Raw genomic sequence first — 20307 nt, forward strand, 5'->3', positions numbered from 1 at the left:
GCTCCGGCTCGACAACGTCTGGGGATACCTCTTGACCGCGCCCGCCGTACCGGCTCCCACGCCCAGCTCCACGGGTGAGATGTCGCGTATCCCGGGAATGAAGACCCAGCGCAACGCCGAGCTGGGTCTGCTCGCGTTCGCCATGGCGCTCGTCGCGGCGTACGGCGCCATCGTCGAGGCCAACCAGTTCGACAAGATCACCGCGACCTTCTGGGTGCCGGCGGCGCTGCTCAGCGTCCTCTTCCTGGGGCTGCACGTCGTGGTGCGCTACACCGCGCCGTACGCGGACCCGGTCCTGATTCCGGCCGTGGCCCTGGTCAACGGGCTCGGTGTGGGCTTCCTGCGCCGCCTCGACCTGGCCCGCTCGATCGCCAACAACGAGCCCGAGCCGGGCTTCTTCGCCGGCACGGGCGGGCGGCAGCTGGCCTGGACGCTGGCCGCGCTGATCCTGGCCGCGGTGCTGCTGCTCGTGGTGCGTGACCACAAGGTGGTCTCCCGGTACGCGTACACCCTGGGCCTGGTCGGCATCGTGCTCGTCATGATCCCGGCCGTGCTGCCGTCGAGCCTGTCCGAGATCAACGGCGCCAAGCTGTGGATCCGGGTCGGCTCGTTCTCGATCCAGCCCGGCGAGTTCGCCAAGCTGGCCCTGGTCTCGTTCTTCGCGTACTACCTGGTCCACAAGAGAGAAGTGCTCTCGCTGGCCAGCCGCCGGTTCCTCGGCATCGACTTCCCGCGCGGGCGCGACCTCGGACCGGTCGTCACGGTGTGGCTGCTCAGCCTCCTGGTGCTGGTCTTCGAAAAGGACCTGGGCACCGCGCTGCTCTACTTCGGCCTGTTCGTCGTGACGCTGTACGTGGCGACCGAACGGGCCAGTTGGCTGATCATCGGCCTGCTGCTGTTCTTCGGCGGCGTCTACCTGGCCTACCTGCTGGGCGCCTCGGTCGGCGGCCCGTTCGCGAACTTCTACGACCGCGCCGAGGTGTGGCTCGAGCCGTTCGCGACCGAGAACTACGACCGGGTCGGCGGCAGCTACCAGCTGGTGCAGGGCCTGCTCGCGCTCGGCACGGGCGGGCTGTTCGGGTCCGGTCCGGGCTCGGGGTCGCCGGGCTTCGTGCCCGAGGTGCGCACCGACTTCATCTTCGCCGGCATGGGTGAGGAGATCGGCCTGTTCGGTCTCTCCGCGCTGCTGGTGATCTACCTGCTGATCGTCGAGCGCGGCCTGCGGGCCGGCCTCGCGGTGCGCGACTCGTTCGGCAAGCTGGTCGCCGGCGGCCTCGCGTTCACCCTCGGTTTGCAGGTCTTCGTCATCCTTGGTGGCATCACCGGACTGATCCCGCTCACGGGCCAGACCACGCCGTTCCTCTCGGCGGGTGGCTCGTCACTGATGGCGAACTGGTTGTTGATCGCGATGCTCTTGAGAATCTCCAACGCGGCCCGAGGGCCCGCGGGGAGTGGTGGTGGCGGCGACCGCCCCGGCGGACCCAAGAAGGCTCCCACCCAGCTCCACGGCGCCATGACGGAGGTGATCAAGCCGTGAACGCACCCCTCCGGCGGGCCGGCGTGGTCATCCTCGTTCTGTTCGGCCTGCTCTTCGCCAACCTCAACTGGGTGCAGGCCTACAAGGCCGACACCTACCGCACGAACGAGTACAACCGCCGCGTCGTGGTGGCGCAGTACGAGCGCCCGCGCGGTGTGATCGAGGCGGGCGGCATCGGGCTGGCCACCAACAAGGTCACCGACGACACCCTGAAGTACCTGCGCGTGTACCCCAAGAAGGAGGTCTACGCGCCGGTGCTCGGCTACCGGCCGGTCGGCCTGGCCGCCACGGGCATCGAGAACAGCGAGAACGACTTCCTCTCGGGGGAGAGCGACAAGCTGTTCGCCGACCGGGTGAAGGACATGTTCACCGGCAACGACACCGGTGGCGGCAACGTCGTGCTGACGCTGAACCCGAGCGCGCAGGAGACGGCGTACAAGCAGCTGCTCAACAACGAGCGCGATGTGGAGAAGGGCGCGGCGGTCGCGATCGACCCGCGCTCCGGCGCCGTGCAGGCCATGGTCTCGATTCCCAGCTACGACCCGAACCCGCTGGTCAGCCACGACGAGAAGGCGGCCGCGGCGGCGTACAACAAGCTCAACAAAGCTGAGGACCAGCCGCTGCTGAACCGGGCCACGCAGGAGACGCTGCCGCCCGGCTCGACCTTCAAGGTGATCGTGTCGGCGGCCGCGTTGCAGAACGGCTACAACCAGCAGACCGAGATCCCGGCCGGCAGCGTTTACAAGGAGAGCGGTGCGGTCATCCGCAACGCCGAGGACGAGGTTTGCCCCGACGGCGAGGTCACCCTCAAGGAGGCGCTGACCGAGAGCTGCAACACCGGTTTCGCCAAGCTCGGCGTCAAGCTGGGCCGCGACAAGGTCCTCGAGACGGCGAAGGCGTTCGGCTTCGAGGACGACAGCCTCGAGGTCGGCAACCTCGAGGGCGACGGCCTGCCGGTCGCGGCCAGCGACACCGGCAAGATCGCCAACCCGGACGGCAGCGTCGACAAGGGCGCCCTGGCCCAGTCGTCGATCGGGCAGCGTGACGTGCGGATGACGCCGATGCAGGGCGCGCTCATGGCCGCCACCGTGGCCAACGGCGGCAAGCAGATGCGGCCGTACCTGGTGCAGCAGCTGCTCAGCCCGGACCGTCGCTCGATCTACAACGCCGAGCCGAAGACCCTGCGTACGCCGATCAACGAGTCCGTCGCCTCCGATCTCAAGGAGATGATGGTCAGCGTCGTCAAGAGCGGTACCGGCAAGAAGGCCAAGATCAGCGGCTTCGAGGTGGGCGGCAAGACCGGTACGGCGCAGAACGCCGAGGGCGCCGACCCGCACGGCTGGTTCATCGGATTCGCCTACAACGAGAAGGGCGAGGCGGTCTCCGCGGTCTGCGTCATGCTGGAGAACGTGCCCGGCGGCCATGCCAGCGCCGAGGCGGCCCGGATCGCCGGGCTCATCATGAAGGCCGCGGCCGGTCGGGGAGGGGACTGAGCATGATCAGCCCTGGGGTGACCCTCGGCGGGCGCTACCGTCTCGACGAGCGCATCGCCGGCGGTGGGATGGGCGACGTGTGGCGCGGCACCGACGAGGTGCTGGGCCGGACGGTCGCCGTCAAGATCCTGCTGCCCGCGCTGCTCGACGAGCCGGGCTTCGCCGAGCGGTTCCGGGGCGAGGCACGCACCATGGCCACGATCAATCACCCCGGGGTCGTCGACGTCTACGACTACGGCAGCGACCAGCAGCTCGCGTTCCTCGTGATGGAGTACGTCGAAGGCGACGCCCTCTCGCGGACGCTGAGCCGGGTCGGCCGGCTGACCCCGGCCCGCACGATGGCGCTGGTCGCCCAGGCCGCCGACGCGCTCCAGGCCGCGCACGCGAACGGCATCGTGCATCGCGACGTCAAACCGGGCAACCTGCTGGTCCGCCCGAACGGCACGCTCGTGCTCACCGACTTCGGCATCGCCCGGTCGGCCCTGGTCGGGCAGCTGACCGTCGCCGGCTCGGTGCTCGGCACCGCGTCGTACATCTCGCCCGAGCAGGCCTCCGGCGCCGTGGCCACGCCCGCCTCCGACGTGTACGCGCTCGGCGTGGTCGCCTACCAGTGCCTCTCCGGCCACCGGCCGTTCGACGGCGCCACGCCGCTCGAGATCGCGATGAAGCACGTCCGGGACAACCCGCGCCCGCTGCCCGGCGACATCCCGCCCGCGGTGCGCAGCATCGTCGACCGCGCCATGGCGAAAGACCCGGCCGCCCGCTGGCCGTCGGCGTCGGCCATGGCCGCCATCGCCCGCCAGGCCGCGGCGTCGCTGTCCTCCACCTCCCAGCAACCGGCGAGCGCGCCCCAGCCGATGCGCGCCGCCCCGCCGGTCAGCCCGGCCGGGATCCCCCGGCCGCCGTCCGGCCCGGCCATGCCCGGCTCGCCGGTCGTGGGCGGCGCCGCCCGCCCGCAATACCCGCCGGCGCAGCGACCCGTCTCCGGCGCCCGTGGCGCCGCTTCCGTACCATCCGGTCCGCCGGTTCAACCGCAGCCCTACCGTCAGCCGTATCAATCACAGCCGGCCCCGGCCGCCAAGCCGGAGAGCTCCGGCGGGCGGCAGGTGCTGATCGTGCTCGCCGTGGTTCTCGCGCTGCTGGTCCTGCTCTGCGCGGGGGTCATCTCCTTCCTTCTCAAGCAGGGCCAGGACAACGCGGCCGTATTCCACACGGGCGTCGATGGCGGGGCACCGCCGGCGGCGTCGTACCGTCTAATCACACAGACGGGCGCCAACCCCGGCTGGATCTCAGCGAACGAAGGACGACAGACGCTATGACGGCGCAGGCCCGCCTGCTCGGTGGCAGGTATCAGGTCGGCGAACTCTTGGGCTACGGCGGCATGGCCGAGGTGCACCGGGGGCGCGATCTCCGGCTCGGCCGCGACGTGGCCATCAAGATGCTGCGCACCGACCTGGCCCGCGACGCGACGTTCCAGGAGAGGTTCCGGCGGGAGGCCCAGAACTCCGCGGCCCTGAACCACCCGGCGATCGTGGCCGTCTACGACACCGGCGAGGAGATCTCCGCCACCGGTGAGAAACTGCCGTTCATCGTCATGGAGTTCGTCAACGGGCGGACCCTCAAGGAAGTCCTCGCCCAGGAGCAGCGCATCCCGGTGCGCCGCGCCCTCGAGATCATCGCCGACATCGACGCCGCCCTGGAGTTCAGCCACCGCCACGGGATCATCCACCGGGACATCAAGCCCGGCAACGTGATGATCACGCAGAACGGCCAGGTCAAGGTCATGGACTTCGGTATCGCCCGGGCCCTGGCCAGCGGCGCGACCACCATGACGCAGACCAGCGCGGTCATCGGCACGGCGCAGTACCTCTCGCCGGAGCAGGCCCGGGGCGAGGCCGTCGACGCCCGCTCCGATGTGTACGCGGCCGGCTGCGTGCTGTTCGAGCTGCTGGTGGGCCACCCGCCGTTCGTCGGCGACAGCCCGGTCAGCGTGGCGTACCAGCACGTGCGGGAAGACCCCAAGGCGCCCAGCGAGATCAACCACGAGGTTCCGCCGGACGTCGACGCGATCGTGCTCAAGGCCCTCGCCAAAAACCCGATCAACCGCTACCAGAGCGCCCAGGAGATGCGGGCCGACGCGCTGCGCGCCGTCTCCGGGCGCCCGGTGCTGGCCACCCCGGTGATGTCGCAGGCCGAGACCATGGCCCTGCAGCAGGGACCGCAGCCGCGGCAGTGGCAGCCGCAGGCGGCGACGACCATGCAGCGTCCGGTCGGCGGGCCGCCGGGACAGCCGGACCGCCGCTCGTCGTGGGTCTGGGCCTCGCTGGCCGCGCTCGGTGTGCTGGTCGTGATCGTGCTCGGTGTGGCCCTGGCCATGACCCGCGAAGACGACAAGCCGACCACCACGCCGACGGCCACCCAGTCGACGCCGGTGCTGGTCGCCGTGCCGAACCTCGACGGTCAGAGCAACGAGGACGCGATCGCGGCGCTGCAGAAAGCGGGCTTCAAGAACGTCTCCCCGGAGACGCCGCGCCAGGACACCGACTGCGACGGCACGGTCGAGAGCCAGAGCCCGAAGGCCGGCGAGCAGGTCACCCTCGACACGCCGATCACCTACCAGCTCTGCATCAAGCCGGACCCAGTCACCGTGCCGTCCAACCTGGTCGGCGGCACGAAGGACAACGCCAGCGCCCGACTGCGCGAGCTGGGCTTGAAGGCCAACTTTGAGACGGTCGACAGCATCCAGCCGACCGGCGTCGTGACCAAGGTCGAGAAGCAGGGCAAGAAGGTCGAGCCGGGCACCACCATCGACGTCTCCGTCTCGAACGGCCAGCTCGTCAAGATGCCCAAGGTGACCGACATCCAGCAGGCGGTGGCCGAGGGCATCCTCGACAACAACGGACCGTTCAACGTCAGCATCCAGACCGTGGACGACCCGAACGGCACGCCCGGCACGGTCGTCGACCAGAACCCGAAGGCCGGCGAGTCGGTGAAGAAGGGCGGCAAGGTGACCCTGACGGTCATCGCCGAGCAGAGCACGCCGCCCGACACGCCCGACCCGGGCCAGACCCCGACGCCGACGCCGACGCCCGGTGACGGCAACGGCGGCGGCACGGGCGGCGGCCTGATCAGCGAATCGCTGCTGGGCAACCGGCCGGAGTGACTTCTCGCTAAGCGGTGGCGAACGCCGCTCGGCGCCGGGACTCGACCTCGGCGGCGAGCGGCGGCGCCTTTTCCAGGGCCGACGGCAGGCCGCAGGAGGCCAGCCAGTTCGCCAGCATGGTGTGACCGCCCTCGGTCAGCACCGACTCCGGGTGGAACTGCACGCCCTCGATCGGCAGCTCGCGGTGACGCATCGCCATCACCACGCCCGACTCGGTGCGGCCGGTCACCTCGATCTCGCCCGGCAGCGTCTCGGGCAGCACGGCCAGCGAGTGGTAGCGGGTCGCGGTGAACGGCTCGGGCAGGCCGGCCAGCACGCCGTCACCGGTGTGGTGCACCAGCGAGGTCTTGCCGTGCAGCAGCTCCGGCGCGCGGGTGACGGTGGCGCCGAACGCGGCCCCGATCGCCTGATGGCCCAGGCACACACCGAACATCGGAAGCTTTCCCGCGTACGACGTGATGACGTCCATCATGATGCCGGCCCGCTCCGGGGAGCCCGGGCCCGGCGAGAGCAGGACACCGGCGGCCCCGAAGGTGCCGACGTCGTCGACGGAGATCTCGTCGTTGCGGCGCACCACGCACTCGGCGCCGAGCTGGCCCAGGTACTGCACCAGGTTGAAGACGAACGAGTCGTAGTTGTCGATGACCAGAATGCGCACGTCAATCACCCGGGAGGCCGCCGCCACCGGTGGTGGCGGATTCGGAAGGATGCGGAGCGTTCGACTCGGTGCTGTACGGGATCTCGTCCGGCCCGTGATCGGGACTGTCGGAGTCGACCGCGTTCGGGTCCGGGCCCTGCTGCTCGGTGCCCGTGCCGACCTGCACGTCGTCGAAGGGCAGCAGCGGGGTGGCCCAGGGGAACACCACGTACCAGAGCAGCGCGGTAGTGGCCGCGATCAGCCCGAGCGAGGTGGACAACTTGCCCCAGAAACCGAACGGAAGCTTGCGCCAGATCCACGCGTACATCGGCCTCAGACCCCTGTCTTGATCGGGGTCGGCATGCCGGCGTCGGGCAGCTTCTGGTCGCGCTTGGTCGTCGAGACGAGCTCGGCGTGGATGATCAAGCGCTGGTAGTTGTTGTACTTCGGGTTGCAGGTGGTCAGCGTGAGCAGCGCCTGCTTCGGCTTGGCTTTCGGCTTGCCCGGCACGGGGGCGACGACCTCGACGGCGGTCGGCTTCACGACCTCCTGCGAGTACACCCGGTAGACGTACCAGTTGGTGCGGGTCTCCACACCGATGACGTCGCCGTCCTTGAGCTCGTCGAGCCGCCAGAAGATCTTCTTGATCCGGTGACCGGCCACCGAGAAGTTGCCGATCTGGCCCGGATCGGCCGAGTCGGGGTAGTGACCGGGGGCGTAGCGGATGTCGGCCGGCGTGACGCCGTCGACGACGACCCACTTCTTGTCGAGCTTCGGGATGTAGAGCCGGCCGACCAGGTTGGCGCCGGGCGCGTCCGGGGCCTTGGCCGCGGGCGCGGAGGCGGCCGGCGCGACGGTCGGGTCGTTCCACGCCTGGTCGAGCTCGGTCGCGAGGGTGTCCTGCTCGGCCTGAACCTTGGCCGAGTTGCCGAACACCTCGTAGCCGGCGAACAACAGCACGATCAGCCCGAAGGTGATCATCAGCTCGCCCGAGATCCGGATCCCGCCCCGAACCCGCGAGGCGACGGTGGGCCGGGTGAGCTCGGAGTAGACGCTCTTGTAACCCTCACCGGTCTGCTCGGGTCGCAGCCGAACGACCTTTTCGCCCCGCTTGGGCTCCACCTCTTCGACAACCTCTCCGGTGGGCTTGGGGCCACCCGGCGACGGCGGGACGGCCGGAGCGGCACCGAGGGCCGCGTCGGGCTCGGCGTTCACCTTCGCGGCTTGCGCCGCCTTCCCCGGCACCGCGGAGAAGAGCGCGGTGGCTTCTCTCAGGGGCGGCTGTTGCGGCGCGCTTGGCGGTACGGCGGGGAGAAGGCTCGTAGGCGCGTCGGGCGCCCGGCCGATCCCTTCCGCGGGCCAGCTTGAGCCGTTCTGCCAGGTTTGGGCGGGTTGGTGGCTTTGATCGTTATGGGCGGCAGATGCGTAAGAGCTGCCGAGTTCGCTCCGCTCGGACGTGCCGAACGCCGCCGAAGTGGACGCCGGCGCGCCGAACCCGCCGGAGGTGGGCGCCGCCTTGGCGAACCCGCCGGAAGTGGGCGCCGGGCTGCCGAATGCGTCCGACGCGGGCGCTGAGATGCCCGACGTGGGTGGCGCCGGGGTGGCCGTGCCGAAGGCGCCCGACTGGGGCGCGGCGGTCCCGGACGCGCCTGATGTCGGCGCGGCGGTCCCGAAGGCGCCCGAGGTGGGCGGTGAGATGCCCGATGTGGGTGGCGCCGGGGTGGCCGTGCCGAAGGCGCCCGACTGGGGCGCGGCGGTGCCGAAGGCGCCTGATGTCGGCGCGGCGGTCCCGGACGCGGCTGACGTGGGCGTGGCGGGTCCTGAGGGGCCTGACGCGGGCGTTGCGGTTCCGAACGCGCCGGACGCGGGCGCAGAGGTACCTACCGCGCCGGAGGTGGGCGCCGGGGTGCCGAAGGAGGCTGAGGTTGGCTCCGGGGTGCCTAGCGGGGTCCGCGCGGGTGCGGCGATGCCGAACGAGCCGGACGAAGGCGTCGGGGTGCCCAACGGGGCCGACGTGGGCGTTGCGGTGCCGTATGCGCCGGACGTGGGGGTTGCGGTGCCGTATGCGCCGGACGTGGGGGTTGCGGTGCCCAGCGAGGTCGGTGCGGGTGTTGCGGCGCCGAAGGAGCCCGACGTGGGTGAGGGGGTGCCGAAGGAGGTCGGCGTTGGCGCGGGGGCGTGGCCGTTGAATGCCGGCTCGAAGGCGCCGCTCGGGGATGTGGGTGCCGTGGGGGCGTTCGAGCGAGGCTGGTGGTCGGGGGCGTCGTCGAAGAAGTCGAATTGCTGGGGCGACGGCGCGGCGTGCTCGATCGGGCGCTGCCGGGCGGCGTTTACGGCGGCGTTCAGCTCGTCGGGCGTGTTGCGGGCCGAGGCGATGCGCTGCTGGGCCGCCGCGTCGGGCCGCAGCACCGCGGTCTCCGTCGCGGCCACCGGCTGATCCGAACGCTCGGGGAACGCCGCGCCCGTCCGGCCGGTGCGCTCCGGGAAGGCGGCGGGCGCCTGGCCGGCTCGCTCGGGGAAGGCGGCGGGCGTCTGGGCGGCTCGCTCGGGGAAGGCGGCGGGCGTCTGGGCGGCTCGCTCTGGGGAGGCGGCGGGCGGTTGGTGGGCGAGGTCGGGGAAAGCGGGGGACGTCTGACCTGGACGGTCGGGGAAGGCGGCGGGTGTGCGCTCGGGGGCGGACGTCGCCTGCTGGTCCTGGGCTTGCGGGAAGGCTGTCGACCACCTCTCCTGGCGCTCCGCGCGGGGGGCTTCACGGCGCGGCGGGGGAGGTGTGGCCGGGAACGTCGACGGCGTGGAGCCGGTGTCCTGGCGGGTCGGGAAGGTAGCCGGAGAGAACGCGGGGTCCTGCTCCGGGAAGGAGGAGGCGTTCGGGCGGGTCGGGAACGCGGCTGGGGGCGGCGTGGGCTCGGCGAACGCCGACGACGCGGGCTCCGGGTGGGGCGGGAACGCCGGGGGGCTGGGCTCCGGTCGTACGGGGGAAGGCGGTTGCGGGTCTGTGGGTGCTGGGGGGCGGATCGGGGTGGGCTGGGAGCCGCTGAGACCGATCGGCGGGGCCAAGGGGCCGCCGGGTACCCCGTCGGGGGAAGCGTCGGTGATTCGGGGGATGTAAGCCGTCTGGGCGTCGCCGTCGGGGGCTCGGTGGCGGCCCGAGCCGGCGCTGCCGGTGGGACTGTCGGGAGCGGCCATCAGCCGGCAACCTGCGCGGATCGGAGGTCACTCGACCCGTCGTACGCCCGCACTGTCACGTTCCTCTCGACCCTTTCCGTGTAGCCGAGGCCGAAGTCGGCGACGGCATCCCGGAATTGCTGGACCCCTTCCGCGGACTCCAACGCGCGATGCATCGCTGTGGGTTCGCCGATCGCCGTGATCTTGAACGGTGGCGAGAAGACCTGGCCGTGAAGTAGCAGCGTGTTGCCGACACAGCGTACCGCGCTCGTCGAGATGACGCGGACATCCATGATCGACATTGCCTCGGCACCTCCGGCCCACAACGCGTTGACCACTGCTTGAACGTCACCCTGGTGGACAACGAGATCGTCGTTGTCGGGGGCGTTGGTGTCGGCGAACTCGTTGCTCCGGCGGGACGAGTCGTCGAGGGTGACGGTCATGCCGGGGCCCTCGAGCGCGGTGAAGCCGGCCGGTGATCGCAGCGCGTCGGCGTCCTTGCGGGCCTTGGCCACCTGGGGGTCGACCTCGGCCAGCTGGGCCGTGTCCTGGTCGACCGTGGCCCGGAGCCGGGCCGCCGTTTTCTCGCGCGCGTCGAGGCGTGCGCGCTTGTCGGCGATCAGCTGGGCCAGCTGGGGGCGCCGGTCGTCGCGCAGCGCCGTGCCGTCCGCCGTCCGGGCGGAAGTGGTGAAGAGCAGGCCCGCGGCCAGCGCGATGAGCGGGACCACGGCCGACCAGCCGCGGGTGCGCTGGCCGCGCCGGCGTGGCCGCAGACCCCCGAGCGCGCGGCGCAGCACGAGCCGCCACGAGGGCGCGCCAGTGGTGTATTCCACGTCTTCGGTCCTCCCGGAAAATCGCGCCGGACAATTTCCTCGCCTGGCGGGTGCCTCTCGGAGCGCAGCCTTGACTACGCTAGCTGTCGAACATTAATCGCCACGGGCAGCATTCGGGATCTCCGGAGCCGCTCAGCGGTGGGGTTGTTCACCACTTGTTGCCCTTCAGGAGATGCACCGTGCCGAAGTCTCAGGTTCGCAAGAAGAAGGTCTACACGCCGCCGACGGACATTCGTCCGGCGGCGACAGCGGCTTCCAAGAAGCCGAGCCCGATGTGGCTGCCGATCACCGCGGTGGCTCTCATCGTGATCGGTATTGCCTGGCTGGTCGTGTATTACCTGTCGTCGCAGCAGTACCCGGTCGAGGCCTGGCGGTACTGGAACCTCGCTGTGGGCTTCGGGTGCATGGTCGCCTCGCTGGGCATCCTGTCGCGCTGGCGATAGGCCGGTAAAGCCTGCTTAACGCGGGTATCGTCGATTTCATCCGATTCAAGCACCCCGGGCCGACGGCGCGGGGTGCTCTTTGCGCTACTTGACCCGGCGGCGTGCGGCCGTCTATTACTCGTGGGTAACATGAAGCGCGTCGGACTGCCGACCGAGGAGGCACAACCCAGATGGGCATAGCGCAGATCGTCGCCACCGTCCTGGCCGGCCTGGTCACGGTGGTGGCCGTCGTGCTGGCGGTGCGCGCCGTCCTGACGATCACCGCGGTGATCCGCCAGGGGCAGCCGGAGCCCGCGCGTTTCGCGGACAAGGGCACCCGGACCAAGACGATGCTGACCGAGACGCTCGGTCACACGCGGATGCTCAAGTGGTCGGCCATCGGTGCCGCGCACTGGCTCGTGATGGTCTCCTTCATGATCCTGTTCCTGCTGGTCGTGGAGGCGTACTTCGAGGTCGTCGACCCCAAGGGTGAGCTGCCGATCATCGGGCACTGGACGGTGTTCGGGTTCGTCACCGAGTGGATCGGGATCCTGGGCCTGCTCGGGATCGTGTACCTGATCTTCGTACGGCAGAAGAACATCCGGCAGAAGCGTTCGCGCTTCCTCGGCTCGACGATGTGGCAGGCGTACTTCGTCGAGGCCGTCATCCTCGGCGTGCTGGTCTGCGGGTTCCTGATCCGCGGGTTCAAGGTCGCCAACGACGTCTTCCCCTACCCGACCTGGGCCGCTCCGCTGTCGCACGCGATCGGCGCCGCGCTGCCGTCGTGGGGGGACGGCGCGACCTGGGTCGCGCTGGTCAAGCTGTTCATCTCGATGGGCTGGCTGATCACGATCGCGCTGAACCCGACCATGGGCGTGGCGTGGCACCGGTTCCTGGCGTTCTTCAACATCTTCTTCAAGCGCAGCCCGGAGAAGCCGGCCGGTTCCGGTCTGGGTGCGCTGAAGCCGATGATGAGCGGGGGCAAGCCGCTCGACTTCGAGGAGGCCGACCCGGAGAAGGACCAGTTCGGCGTGGCCCAGGTGGAGCAGTTCACCTGGAAGGGTCTGCTGGACTTCTCCACCTGCACGGAGTGCGGCCGGTGCCAGTCGCAGTGCCCGGCCTGGAACACGGCCAAGCCGCTCTCACCGAAGCTGCTGGTTCTCAGCCTGCGCGATCACGCGTACGCCAAAGCGCCCTATCTCCTCGCCGGAGGCGGCAAAGATCTGACCGGCGAGGAGAAGGCGACCGCGGCCCAGCTGGCGCACATGGACGTGCTGGCCCTGGCCGAGGCCGAGCGGCCGCTGATCGGCGGGGTGGACGAGAACGGCGTGATCGATCCGGACGTGCTGTGGTCGTGCACGACCTGCGGCGCGTGTGTCGAGCAGTGCCCGGTCGACATCGAGCACATCGACCACATCGTCGACATGCGCCGCTACCAGGTGCTGATCGAGTCGTCGTTCCCCAGCGAGGCCGGCGTCATGCTGCGCAACCTGGAGAACAAGGGCAACCCGTGGGGCGCCCCGCAGAACACCCGCGAGGACTGGACCAAGGGCCTGGACTTCGAGGTGCCGCGGGTCGGCGAGGTCGAGGACTTCGACTACCTGTTCTGGGTCGGCTGCGCCGGCGCGTTCGAGGACAGGGCCAAGAAGACCACGCGGGCGGTGGCCAAGCTGCTGCACGAGGCCGGCGTCAACTACGCGATTCTCGGTGAGGGCGAGACCTGTACGGGTGACCCGGCCCGGCGAATCGGTAACGAGTTCGTCTTCCAGATGCTGGCCCAGCAGAACGTGGAGACTCTTCAGGAGGCGAAGGTCAAGAAGATCGTCGCCACCTGCCCGCACTGCTTCAACACCCTGGGCAACGAGTACGAGCAGCTGGGGCTCGAGGTCGAGGTCGTGCACCACACGCAGTTGCTGGCCCACCTGGTCAAGGAGGGCAAGCTGACCCCGGTGCAGCCGATCGAGGGCGACGTGACCTACCACGACCCGTGCTACCTGGGACGGCACAACCGCGTGTTCGACGCGCCGCGTGAGGTTCTCGGCGAGTCGGTCGGCAACCTGATCGAGATGCCGCGCAACCAGGAGCGGTCCTTCTGCTGCGGCGCCGGCGGCGCCCGCATGTGGATGGAAGAGAAGATCGGCAAGCGGATCAACGTCGAGCGTACGGAGGAGGCCCTGGCGACCGGCGCGAAGACGATCGCGGTGGGCTGCCCGTTCTGCTACACGATGATCGGCGACGGGGTCACCGGCAAGGGCGAGCAGGAGAACGTCGAGGTCGTGGACGTCGCGACGGTCCTCCTGCGCTCGCTCAAGCAGGAAGTCTGACCCGCTAGTTCGGCGTGCTGGTGGTGGCCGCGGTGGTCGAGGCGACGATCGCGACCATCACGGCCGCCTGGATCTCGTCCAGCGTCTTCTTCACCGCGGCGGCCGCCCACGAGCCGGCGCCGATCTCGCGCAGCCGGGCCTGGACCACCTTGCGGTCCAGGCCGGTGAAGACCTTCCGGTCGAGGTCGGTCGCGGCGACCAGGGCACAGAGAGCGGCCGTACGGGGATCGACCGGCCCCGCCTCGAGCACGGCGGCCTGCATCCGCTGGCGGGCCTCGGTCTCGGCCACCGGCTCGACACCGTTCGCGGCCGGGTACCGGGTGCGCGGGAAGACCCAGAGCACCTTGTCCTTCTCCACGGTCAGCACGCCGTCGGCGACCAGCCGGTCGAGCACCTGCGGGCGCGTGTCCTTGGCGAACTTCGTGACCCAGTGGCCGGGCCGCCGGTTACGGTCCTCGGCCAGGATCCGGCCCAGCGCGCGGTCCAGGATCGTGTCGCCGGTCGCGTCGTCGTCGAGGACGATCACCTTCTTGTCGGCGACGTCGACCCGGCCCGCCAGCGCGAGCTCCAGCAGCAGCGCCCCGCCGAGACCGTTGTCCAGGTGCGTGCCGTCGGTGAGCGGGGTGCCGTCATCGTCGTACGCGAGTAGGAGGAACTCCTCGGCAAGGTTCATGCCCTCGACGGTAACCAAACCGAGCGAAGATCAATCCCGGAAGCGCCCGGACGCCGGGAATCGCCCGCATCCGGCACAATGGGGACCGAGGTGAACCGATCATGGACGGCCTGCTGCTGACCGCGGTGCTCCCGTTGGTGGCCTTCGCGCTGCTCACGGCGGGCAACGCGTTCTTTGTGGCCGCCGAGTTCGGTCTCGTGACGGTCGACCGGCCCGAGATCGACGCCCGGGCCCGCTCCGGCGACCGCCGGGCCCGCACGGTGCAGCACGCGCTGCACGAGCTTTCGTTCCAGCTCTCCGGCACCCAACTCGGCATCACGATCACCGCGCTGCTCACCGGATATCTGGCCGAGCCGGCGCTCTCCAAGATCTTCACGCCGCTGATCGAGCCGATCGGCGGCGACGCGACCGAGGGCATCACCCACGCGATCGCCCTGGTCGTGGCCACCCTCGTGTCGATGCTCTTCGGCGAGCTGGTGCCGAAAAACGCGGCGCTCGCTCGGCCGATGCGCGCGGCGTTGCTGACCGCGGCCCCGTTGCGTACGTTCTCGAAGCTCTTCAAATACCTGATCGGCGCCCTGAACGGATCGGCGAACTGGCTGGTGCGCCGGATCGGGGTCGAACCGCAGGAGGAGCTGGCCAGCGCCCGCTCGCCCGAGGAGCTGGGCCTGCTCGCGGCGATCAGCGCGCGGGCCGGGACGCTGCCGAACGAGACGGCGACGCTGGTGCGGCGCACGATCCGCTTCGGCGAGAAGAGGGCGGCCTCGGCGATGACGCCGCGGGTCGACGTGGTCGGGCTGACCGTCGCCGCCAGCGTGGCCGACCTGATCACCAAGGCCCGGGAGACCGGGCACACCCGGTTCCCGGTCTACGAGAACACGATCGACCTGGTCACGGGGGTGGTGGCGGTGCCCGACGCGCTGGGCGTGCCACCCGAACGGCGGGCCGCGACGCGGGTCTCCACGATCGCCCGGGAGCCGGTGTACGTACCGGAGAGCCTGGGCCTCGACAAGGTGCTGGCGGCGCTGCGCGAGGCCGACGCCGACCTGGCGATCGTGGTGGACGAGTACGGCGGCACCGATGGCGTGGTGACGGTCGAGGACCTGATCGAGGAACTGGTCGGTGAGATCGCCGACGAGTACGACGCCGAGCAGGCCGAGACGTCGACGGTCGAGTTGACCGCGCCCGGCGGCGAAAAGACGTTCCTGGTCGACGGGCTGCTGCGCGAGGACGAGCTGATCGAGCAGACCGGCTTCAAACTGCCCGAGGGCCCGTACGAGACGTTGGCCGGCTTCCTGCTGGCCCGGCTCGGCCACATTCCGGAGGTCGGCGAGTCGTATGAGACGGGGGGCTGGGAGTTCACCGTGATGGCCGTCGACCGGCACCGGGTCGAGCAGGTCCGCGTCGTCATCCCGGCGGAGCCGGCCGATGACTGAGCTGCTGGTCACCGTCCTGCTGCTGATCGGCAACGGCATCTTCGTGGGCGGCGAGTTCGCGCTGATCGCGTCTCGCCGTACGGCACTGGAACCGCTGGCCGCCACGTCCAAACGGGCCCGGTGGGCCCTGTCGGCCATGAGCCAGATCCCGCTGATGATCGCCGGCGCGCAGCTGGGCATCACGGTCTGCTCGCTCGGCCTGGGCGCGCTGTCCGAGCCCGCGGTCGCCCATCTGCTCGAGGGCCCGTTCGAGGCGCTGGGGCTGCCGGAGAACGCGATCCATCCGGTGGCCTTCGTGCTGGCCCTGATGATCGTGGTCTTCCTGCACACGGTGATCGGCGAGATGGTCCCGAAGAACATCACGCTGGCCGGGCCGGAACGGGCCGCGCTGATCCTCGGCCCGTTCATGCTGGGCTTCTGCACGGCCACGAAACCGCTGCTCAACGCGATGCGCTGGGCCGCCAAGATCGTCCTGCGACTGTGGAAGATCGAGTCGACGGACGCGGTCAAGACGGTCTTCACGGCCGAGGAACTGGCCGGGATGGTGACTCAGGCCCGGGCCGAGGGACTGCTCGGCACGGAGCAGTACGCCCGGATCAACGCCGCGCTCGGCCTGCAGGACCGGACGGCGGCCGACACGCTGCGGCCCTGGTCGACGGTCACCACGATCGCCGACGACGTGTCACCCGCGACCGTCGAGGCGCTGGCCACGCGGACCGGGCGGTCCCGCTTCCCGGTGGTCCAGCGGAACACCCGGCGGGTGCTGGGATTCGTTCACGTCAAAGACATTTTGGGGTACGCGGCGGAGCGCCGGACACGCCCGATCCCGCCGGAGATCATCAGGCCTTTGGCGGTGGTGCCGCCCGACCGTACGCTGGCCGATCTGCTGTTGACCATGCGCCGCGACCGTCTGCACATCGCGCTGGTCAGTGACGGCCGCACTCCGCTGGGAGTGATCACATTGGACGACGTGATCCACGCGGTCGTGGGGGAGCCCGCTCATCCACACGTACCGGCGGCGCCTCGGGCGGTCGGCTGACCTCGTCCGGAGTAATTCCGGTTCGATTGCTTGCCGGTCCGTCGTCATGCGTGGTGGGTGCCGCACAATCCCGACATGTCACGAAAAGGGTGGTGGTTAGCGCTCGCGGTGGTCGTGCTGGCCGGCGGCGTCGCCTATTTCTATCGCCTTCCGGCGTACGGAATCGCGCTGCACACGCCGATGGCCCGGGCCGGCGCGCTGACCATGGCGGTCTCACCCTCCGCGCCGCCGATGCCGCCGGAGCCGATCAGTGTCGCCCGCGGGCCGATCTCCATCCGCTACACCTTCGACGGCGGCGTCGGCAAGCCGATCACCGACGTCAACGGCGGCCACGAGCTGCGGCCGGTCGGTGAGAACGGCGGGGTGCTGCGCCTCGTACGGCCGCAAGGGGCCTCGGGTCTGGCCGTTTCCTATCCCGATCGGTGCCGGCTGGCCCGGGAGCGGGACTGCCCACGCGCGATCCTCGAGGGGGCACGGGACGACACGCTGAACCCCGGCCTTCGAAAGCTCAACTACGGCGCGTCGGTCCTGATGACGCACGCGGACCTGGCCGACGGCGCCAACGTCGTCCAGAAGGGCTACTCGGTCGGTGGCGTGAGTCAATACAAGCTCCAGGTGGACCACCGTCTGGGCCACCCGTCGTGCGTTCTGGCCGGAAGTGGCGGCATTCATCGCGCCGAGGCCCTGCTCGACGTGGCCGACGGGCAATGGCACAACCTGACCTGCGTACGCCAGCGAGAACGCCTCACGCTGACCGTCGACGGAAGCCCTCGGGCCGAGGTGGCCGTGCCCGCTGATCTGTCGATCGCCAACGCCGAGCCGCTGCGCGTCGGCGGCAAGGGCACGAATCGAGGCAACGACCAGTTCGCCGGCGAAATCGACAACGTCTTCGTGGCAATCGGCTGAAACGGACAATATGTACGTTGCCGGACTTGCTGGATGGGAATAGTGCAGACATGACTTCTCGCCTGCTAACCGCGACCGTCGCCACGGCGCTCCTGGTCGCGATCCCCGCCGTCCCGGCCAGTGCTTCCAGCCATCGCCCCTGCGGCGTCGAAAAGCACAGCACGACCGCCGGCGTCACGAAGATCGGCACGGCCACCGCCACCGTGGGCACCGACGGCATCAAGCTGACGACGGCCCGCTCGTCGAACAGCGACAAGGTGTCCTGGCAGTCGTCGTTCCGCCCCGTCCTGGCCAGCACGGTCGACGAGGTCTCCTACGAGACCGCCAAGCTCGACACCACGGCCGGCGACAACAACGTGGTGAACGACGCCGCCCTGCCGGCCTACCACCTGTACGTCCGCACGCCCGCCGGCCCCGGCACCCTGGTCTTCGAGCCGTACTACTACCTGAGCTCGATCGGAGCCGGAAACCCGCAGCGCCGCGTGCGCACGGAGTGGAACGTCCTGGACGGTCCCCTGTGGACCCCGTCCACGACGATCACCGGCCTCGCCAAGACCGCCGGCGGCCCCGCGACCTTGAAGTTCTCCGAGGTGGTGGCGGCCAACCCCAAGATGACCGTCACCGGCATCGGCTTCGGCCTGGGCACCTACAACGCCGGCACCACCGCCGTCCTGGACGAGCAGCGCTTCGCCACGAACCGCTCCTGCACCGAACACCAGTGGTCCACCGGCTTCAAGACCGGCCGCTGGTTCCCCGGCTGGCTCCGCTAGATCGCACCATTCGCAGAAAGGCCCGGCCCGCTCACACGGGCACGGGCCTTCTGCCGTTCCGGTTGCTTTACACGGAGGTGAGCTTCGCTGTTCTCAGCCCTTCAGCTCGGCTACCGTCCAGAAGATGTCGGTTGCCGAAGCTTGTCTCTGGGGACTCCTCGGTGCCGCTGCTGTCGAAGGGCTGCAGTTCGCCGGCGCTATCCGCAGGGTCGGAGGCTGGCCGTGGAAGCGCCGGGGCGAACCCGGACCGTGGCCGTTGCTCGTGTCTGTTCTGATCCGGTTGGGCGTCGGTGCGGGTGTCGCGGCCGCCGCGGGGGCGAGCGGTCAGCTCGCGGGAGCGTTGAGTGCCCTCGCGTTCGGTGTGGCCGCGCCGCTGCTCGTGGAGCAGATGGCCCGGCAGATACCGGGGGAGGGGAGTACAGCGCCGTCCGACATCATCAGGCCCGCCCCGGCCCCGCGCCGTAGTCCCCCTCGCGCCCAGAAGCTGAGAGAAGCTCCGACTGAAAGCCCTGGTCAGGCCGCGGGGAGCGACGATGGCTGATCCTGCCGTTCGCTCGTTCCTTCGCCAGGTCGTCGCCGCGTTGGCCCGGCAGACGCCGGCCTTCGCCGGAAGCGAGCAGTCCCGGCCGCCCGTCGTTCGCGCTCTCGGTCGGTCTTCGCCCGCCTACAGCGCCTCGGATGAGGAGGCGGAGTGGCAACGACTGGTGGAGCAACTCGGCGATTCGACCACGACGCTGACGGACCCGCCGACTGAGGAACCGCCCACCTCGGAGCCGCCTCCGGACGATCCGGCAGCCGAGTCCGAGACTTACTACCGGCACCGCGGTCTGGTGGTGTCCAGGTCATTCGTCGAAGCCGGAGGCCGCAGGTTCGCGGTCAGTTCGATCACCGGCGTCGCTCTGCTCAACCGAGGTCGGCGAATCCGCCGGCTGTGGCCGATAGCCGTCTTCGCTCTTCCGCTTCTCGCCGCTCTCGTCACCTGGCTGACCTTGAGGCAGGACAGCCCCACCTGGCTATGGATCGTCGCGGTGGCGACAGCCCTGACAACGCTCGTGGAGATCCCGTATCTGGTTGCGCTTCTCCGCCGCGAACAAGTAGTCGAGGTGTGGATCCGCTACCGCGACGTTCCGGTACGCCTGACGCCGGCCGTCACCGTCCCAGAAGCCACCCGAGCTGTTCGATCGATCAAGCACGTCATACGCCTGAGCGGCGAAAACGCGTCCGTCTGATCCTTGCTCAGGGTGTGGTGGCTCACGGATGGGGCTTGAGGAACATGCTGTAGGCCTGAGGCTGTCTCTCTGAGGGCTCGGCCGCTCGCACCAAACGCATGGTTTCGGTGAGGCCGGCCGCGGTTGCCAGGGCGGCGAAGCGGTCGGGTGGGTACTCGTAGACGTCCACGTCGATGTCGTGGCCGTAGCCCGTGGACAGGGTCCGCTTGGCGTCGCCGGACTTGAAAGCGATCACCAGGCGGCCGCCGGGCTCCAGGACTCGGGCGAATTCGGTGAACGCCTTGGGGAGCAGGTCCGGCGGGGTGTGCACCAACGAGTACCAGGCGACGACGCCGTTGAGGCTCGCGTCGGGCAGGTCCAGGTCGAGCAGGGAGCCGATCGCGAACGGGATGTGGGGGTAGGCCGTCTCGGCTTCCCTGATCATGGCGGGTGAGAGGTCCACGCCCTGGATGTCGACGCCCAGGGATGACAGGTGGGCGGTTATCCGGCCAGTGCCGCAGCCGGCCTCGGCCACCGGGCCGGTGATGAGCTCGGCGTACGCGCCCAGCACGGCCCTGTCCCAGGTCGACTCGGCCACGGAAGTGCCGTTGAGCAGCTTGGCGTAGCTGGCGGCGACCGTGTCGTAGGCCGCCCTCGTTCTGTCCAATGAGGTCGTCACGCGTTCATTCTGCCGCTGCGGG

General features: G+C 69.9%; 18 protein-coding genes. 12 read left to right on the forward strand and 6 right to left on the reverse strand.

Annotated elements, in window-relative coordinates; translation table 11 throughout:
- The first annotated feature begins 79 nt into the window (after positions 1 to 79).
- Genes AB0C26_RS17950 through pknB form a run of 4 tightly spaced genes read left to right on the forward strand, consistent with a single transcriptional unit; the run spans position 80 to position 6193 of the window.
- On the forward strand, positions 80 to 1537 hold the full coding sequence (locus tag AB0C26_RS17950) for an FtsW/RodA/SpoVE family cell cycle protein (RefSeq protein WP_360248331.1): 1458 nt from the start codon (positions 80 to 82) through the stop codon (positions 1535 to 1537).
- Positions 1534 to 3030, forward strand: a complete 1497-nt coding sequence (locus AB0C26_RS17955) for a penicillin-binding protein 2 (protein WP_360248026.1) — start codon at positions 1534 to 1536, stop codon at positions 3028 to 3030. The genes AB0C26_RS17950 and AB0C26_RS17955 overlap by 4 nt, the downstream gene beginning before the upstream one ends.
- Before the next feature lie 2 nt (positions 3031 to 3032).
- Positions 3033 to 4349, forward strand: coding sequence for a protein kinase (locus AB0C26_RS17960; protein WP_360248028.1), 1317 nt, complete (start codon positions 3033 to 3035; stop codon positions 4347 to 4349).
- Positions 4346 to 6193: a Stk1 family PASTA domain-containing Ser/Thr kinase gene (gene pknB, locus AB0C26_RS17965; RefSeq protein ID WP_360248030.1), complete on the forward strand. Its 1848-nt coding sequence runs from the start codon at positions 4346 to 4348 to the stop codon at positions 6191 to 6193. Before AB0C26_RS17960 ends, pknB begins: the two co-directional genes overlap by 4 nt.
- Before the next feature lie 7 nt (positions 6194 to 6200).
- On the opposite strand, the gene AB0C26_RS17970 is transcribed toward pknB, so the two are convergent.
- Genes AB0C26_RS17970 through AB0C26_RS17980 form a run of 3 tightly spaced genes read right to left on the reverse strand, consistent with a single transcriptional unit; the run spans position 6201 to position 8045 of the window.
- Complete coding sequence (locus AB0C26_RS17970; protein WP_360248032.1) at positions 6201 to 6851, reverse strand: aminodeoxychorismate/anthranilate synthase component II; 651 nt, start codon at positions 6849 to 6851, stop codon at positions 6201 to 6203.
- A 1-nt stretch (position 6852) separates the two neighbouring features.
- Positions 6853 to 7158, reverse strand: a complete 306-nt coding sequence (locus AB0C26_RS17975) for a hypothetical protein (RefSeq protein WP_360248034.1) — start codon at positions 7156 to 7158, stop codon at positions 6853 to 6855.
- Between the two features lie 5 nt (positions 7159 to 7163).
- Complete coding sequence (locus AB0C26_RS17980) at positions 7164 to 8045, reverse strand: class E sortase (protein ID WP_360248036.1); 882 nt, start codon at positions 8043 to 8045, stop codon at positions 7164 to 7166.
- A 241-nt stretch (positions 8046 to 8286) separates the two neighbouring features.
- On the opposite strand from AB0C26_RS17980, the gene AB0C26_RS17985 reads away from it, so the two are divergent.
- Positions 8287 to 9267: a hypothetical protein gene (locus tag AB0C26_RS17985; protein WP_360248038.1), complete on the forward strand. Its 981-nt coding sequence runs from the start codon at positions 8287 to 8289 to the stop codon at positions 9265 to 9267.
- A 748-nt stretch (positions 9268 to 10015) separates the two neighbouring features.
- On the opposite strand, the gene AB0C26_RS17990 is transcribed toward AB0C26_RS17985, so the two are convergent.
- Complete coding sequence (locus AB0C26_RS17990) at positions 10016 to 10828, reverse strand: DUF881 domain-containing protein (protein WP_360248040.1); 813 nt, start codon at positions 10826 to 10828, stop codon at positions 10016 to 10018.
- 179 nt (positions 10829 to 11007) lie between these two features.
- On the opposite strand from AB0C26_RS17990, the gene AB0C26_RS17995 reads away from it, so the two are divergent.
- Together AB0C26_RS17995 and AB0C26_RS18000 are read left to right on the forward strand one after the other, a co-directional pair.
- Entirely contained in the window at positions 11008 to 11271 is a 264-nt protein-coding gene (locus AB0C26_RS17995; RefSeq protein WP_097326897.1) for a cell division protein CrgA, read from the forward strand.
- A 170-nt stretch (positions 11272 to 11441) separates the two neighbouring features.
- Positions 11442 to 13574, forward strand: coding sequence for a heterodisulfide reductase-related iron-sulfur binding cluster (locus tag AB0C26_RS18000; RefSeq protein ID WP_360248042.1), 2133 nt, complete (start codon positions 11442 to 11444; stop codon positions 13572 to 13574).
- Between the two features lie 4 nt (positions 13575 to 13578).
- On the opposite strand, the gene AB0C26_RS18005 is transcribed toward AB0C26_RS18000, so the two are convergent.
- Positions 13579 to 14247, reverse strand: a complete 669-nt coding sequence (locus AB0C26_RS18005; RefSeq protein WP_360248044.1) for a GPP34 family phosphoprotein — start codon at positions 14245 to 14247, stop codon at positions 13579 to 13581.
- 101 nt (positions 14248 to 14348) lie between these two features.
- On the opposite strand from AB0C26_RS18005, the gene AB0C26_RS18010 reads away from it, so the two are divergent.
- The 5 genes from AB0C26_RS18010 to AB0C26_RS18030 all read left to right on the forward strand — a co-directional run bounded on the left by AB0C26_RS18010 (position 14349) and on the right by AB0C26_RS18030 (position 19627).
- Positions 14349 to 15683, forward strand: coding sequence for a hemolysin family protein (locus tag AB0C26_RS18010; protein ID WP_360248046.1), 1335 nt, complete (start codon positions 14349 to 14351; stop codon positions 15681 to 15683).
- Positions 15676 to 16722 carry a hemolysin family protein gene (locus AB0C26_RS18015; protein ID WP_360248048.1) on the forward strand — a complete coding sequence of 349 codons (1047 nt, stop codon included), beginning with the start codon at positions 15676 to 15678 and terminating at the stop codon, positions 16720 to 16722. The genes AB0C26_RS18010 and AB0C26_RS18015 overlap by 8 nt, the downstream gene beginning before the upstream one ends.
- A 75-nt stretch (positions 16723 to 16797) precedes the next feature.
- Complete coding sequence (locus AB0C26_RS18020; RefSeq protein WP_360248050.1) at positions 16798 to 17628, forward strand: LamG-like jellyroll fold domain-containing protein; 831 nt, start codon at positions 16798 to 16800, stop codon at positions 17626 to 17628.
- A 50-nt stretch (positions 17629 to 17678) separates the two neighbouring features.
- On the forward strand, positions 17679 to 18398 hold the full coding sequence (locus tag AB0C26_RS18025) for a hypothetical protein (RefSeq protein ID WP_360248052.1): 720 nt from the start codon (positions 17679 to 17681) through the stop codon (positions 18396 to 18398).
- Positions 18399 to 18931: 533 nt separating this feature from the next.
- A complete protein-coding gene (locus AB0C26_RS18030; protein ID WP_360248054.1) occupies positions 18932 to 19627 on the forward strand; it encodes a hypothetical protein in 696 nt (231 codons plus the stop codon).
- A 22-nt stretch (positions 19628 to 19649) separates the two neighbouring features.
- Here the strand turns inward: AB0C26_RS18030 and AB0C26_RS18035 are convergent, their stop codons facing one another.
- Complete coding sequence (locus AB0C26_RS18035; RefSeq protein WP_360248056.1) at positions 19650 to 20285, reverse strand: class I SAM-dependent methyltransferase; 636 nt, start codon at positions 20283 to 20285, stop codon at positions 19650 to 19652.
- Positions 20286 to 20307 lie beyond the last annotated feature (22 nt).

The sequence above is a fragment of the Actinoplanes sp. NPDC048796 genome (genome assembly GCF_040650035.1).
Taxonomy (GTDB): Bacteria; Actinomycetota; Actinomycetes; order Mycobacteriales; family Micromonosporaceae; genus Actinoplanes.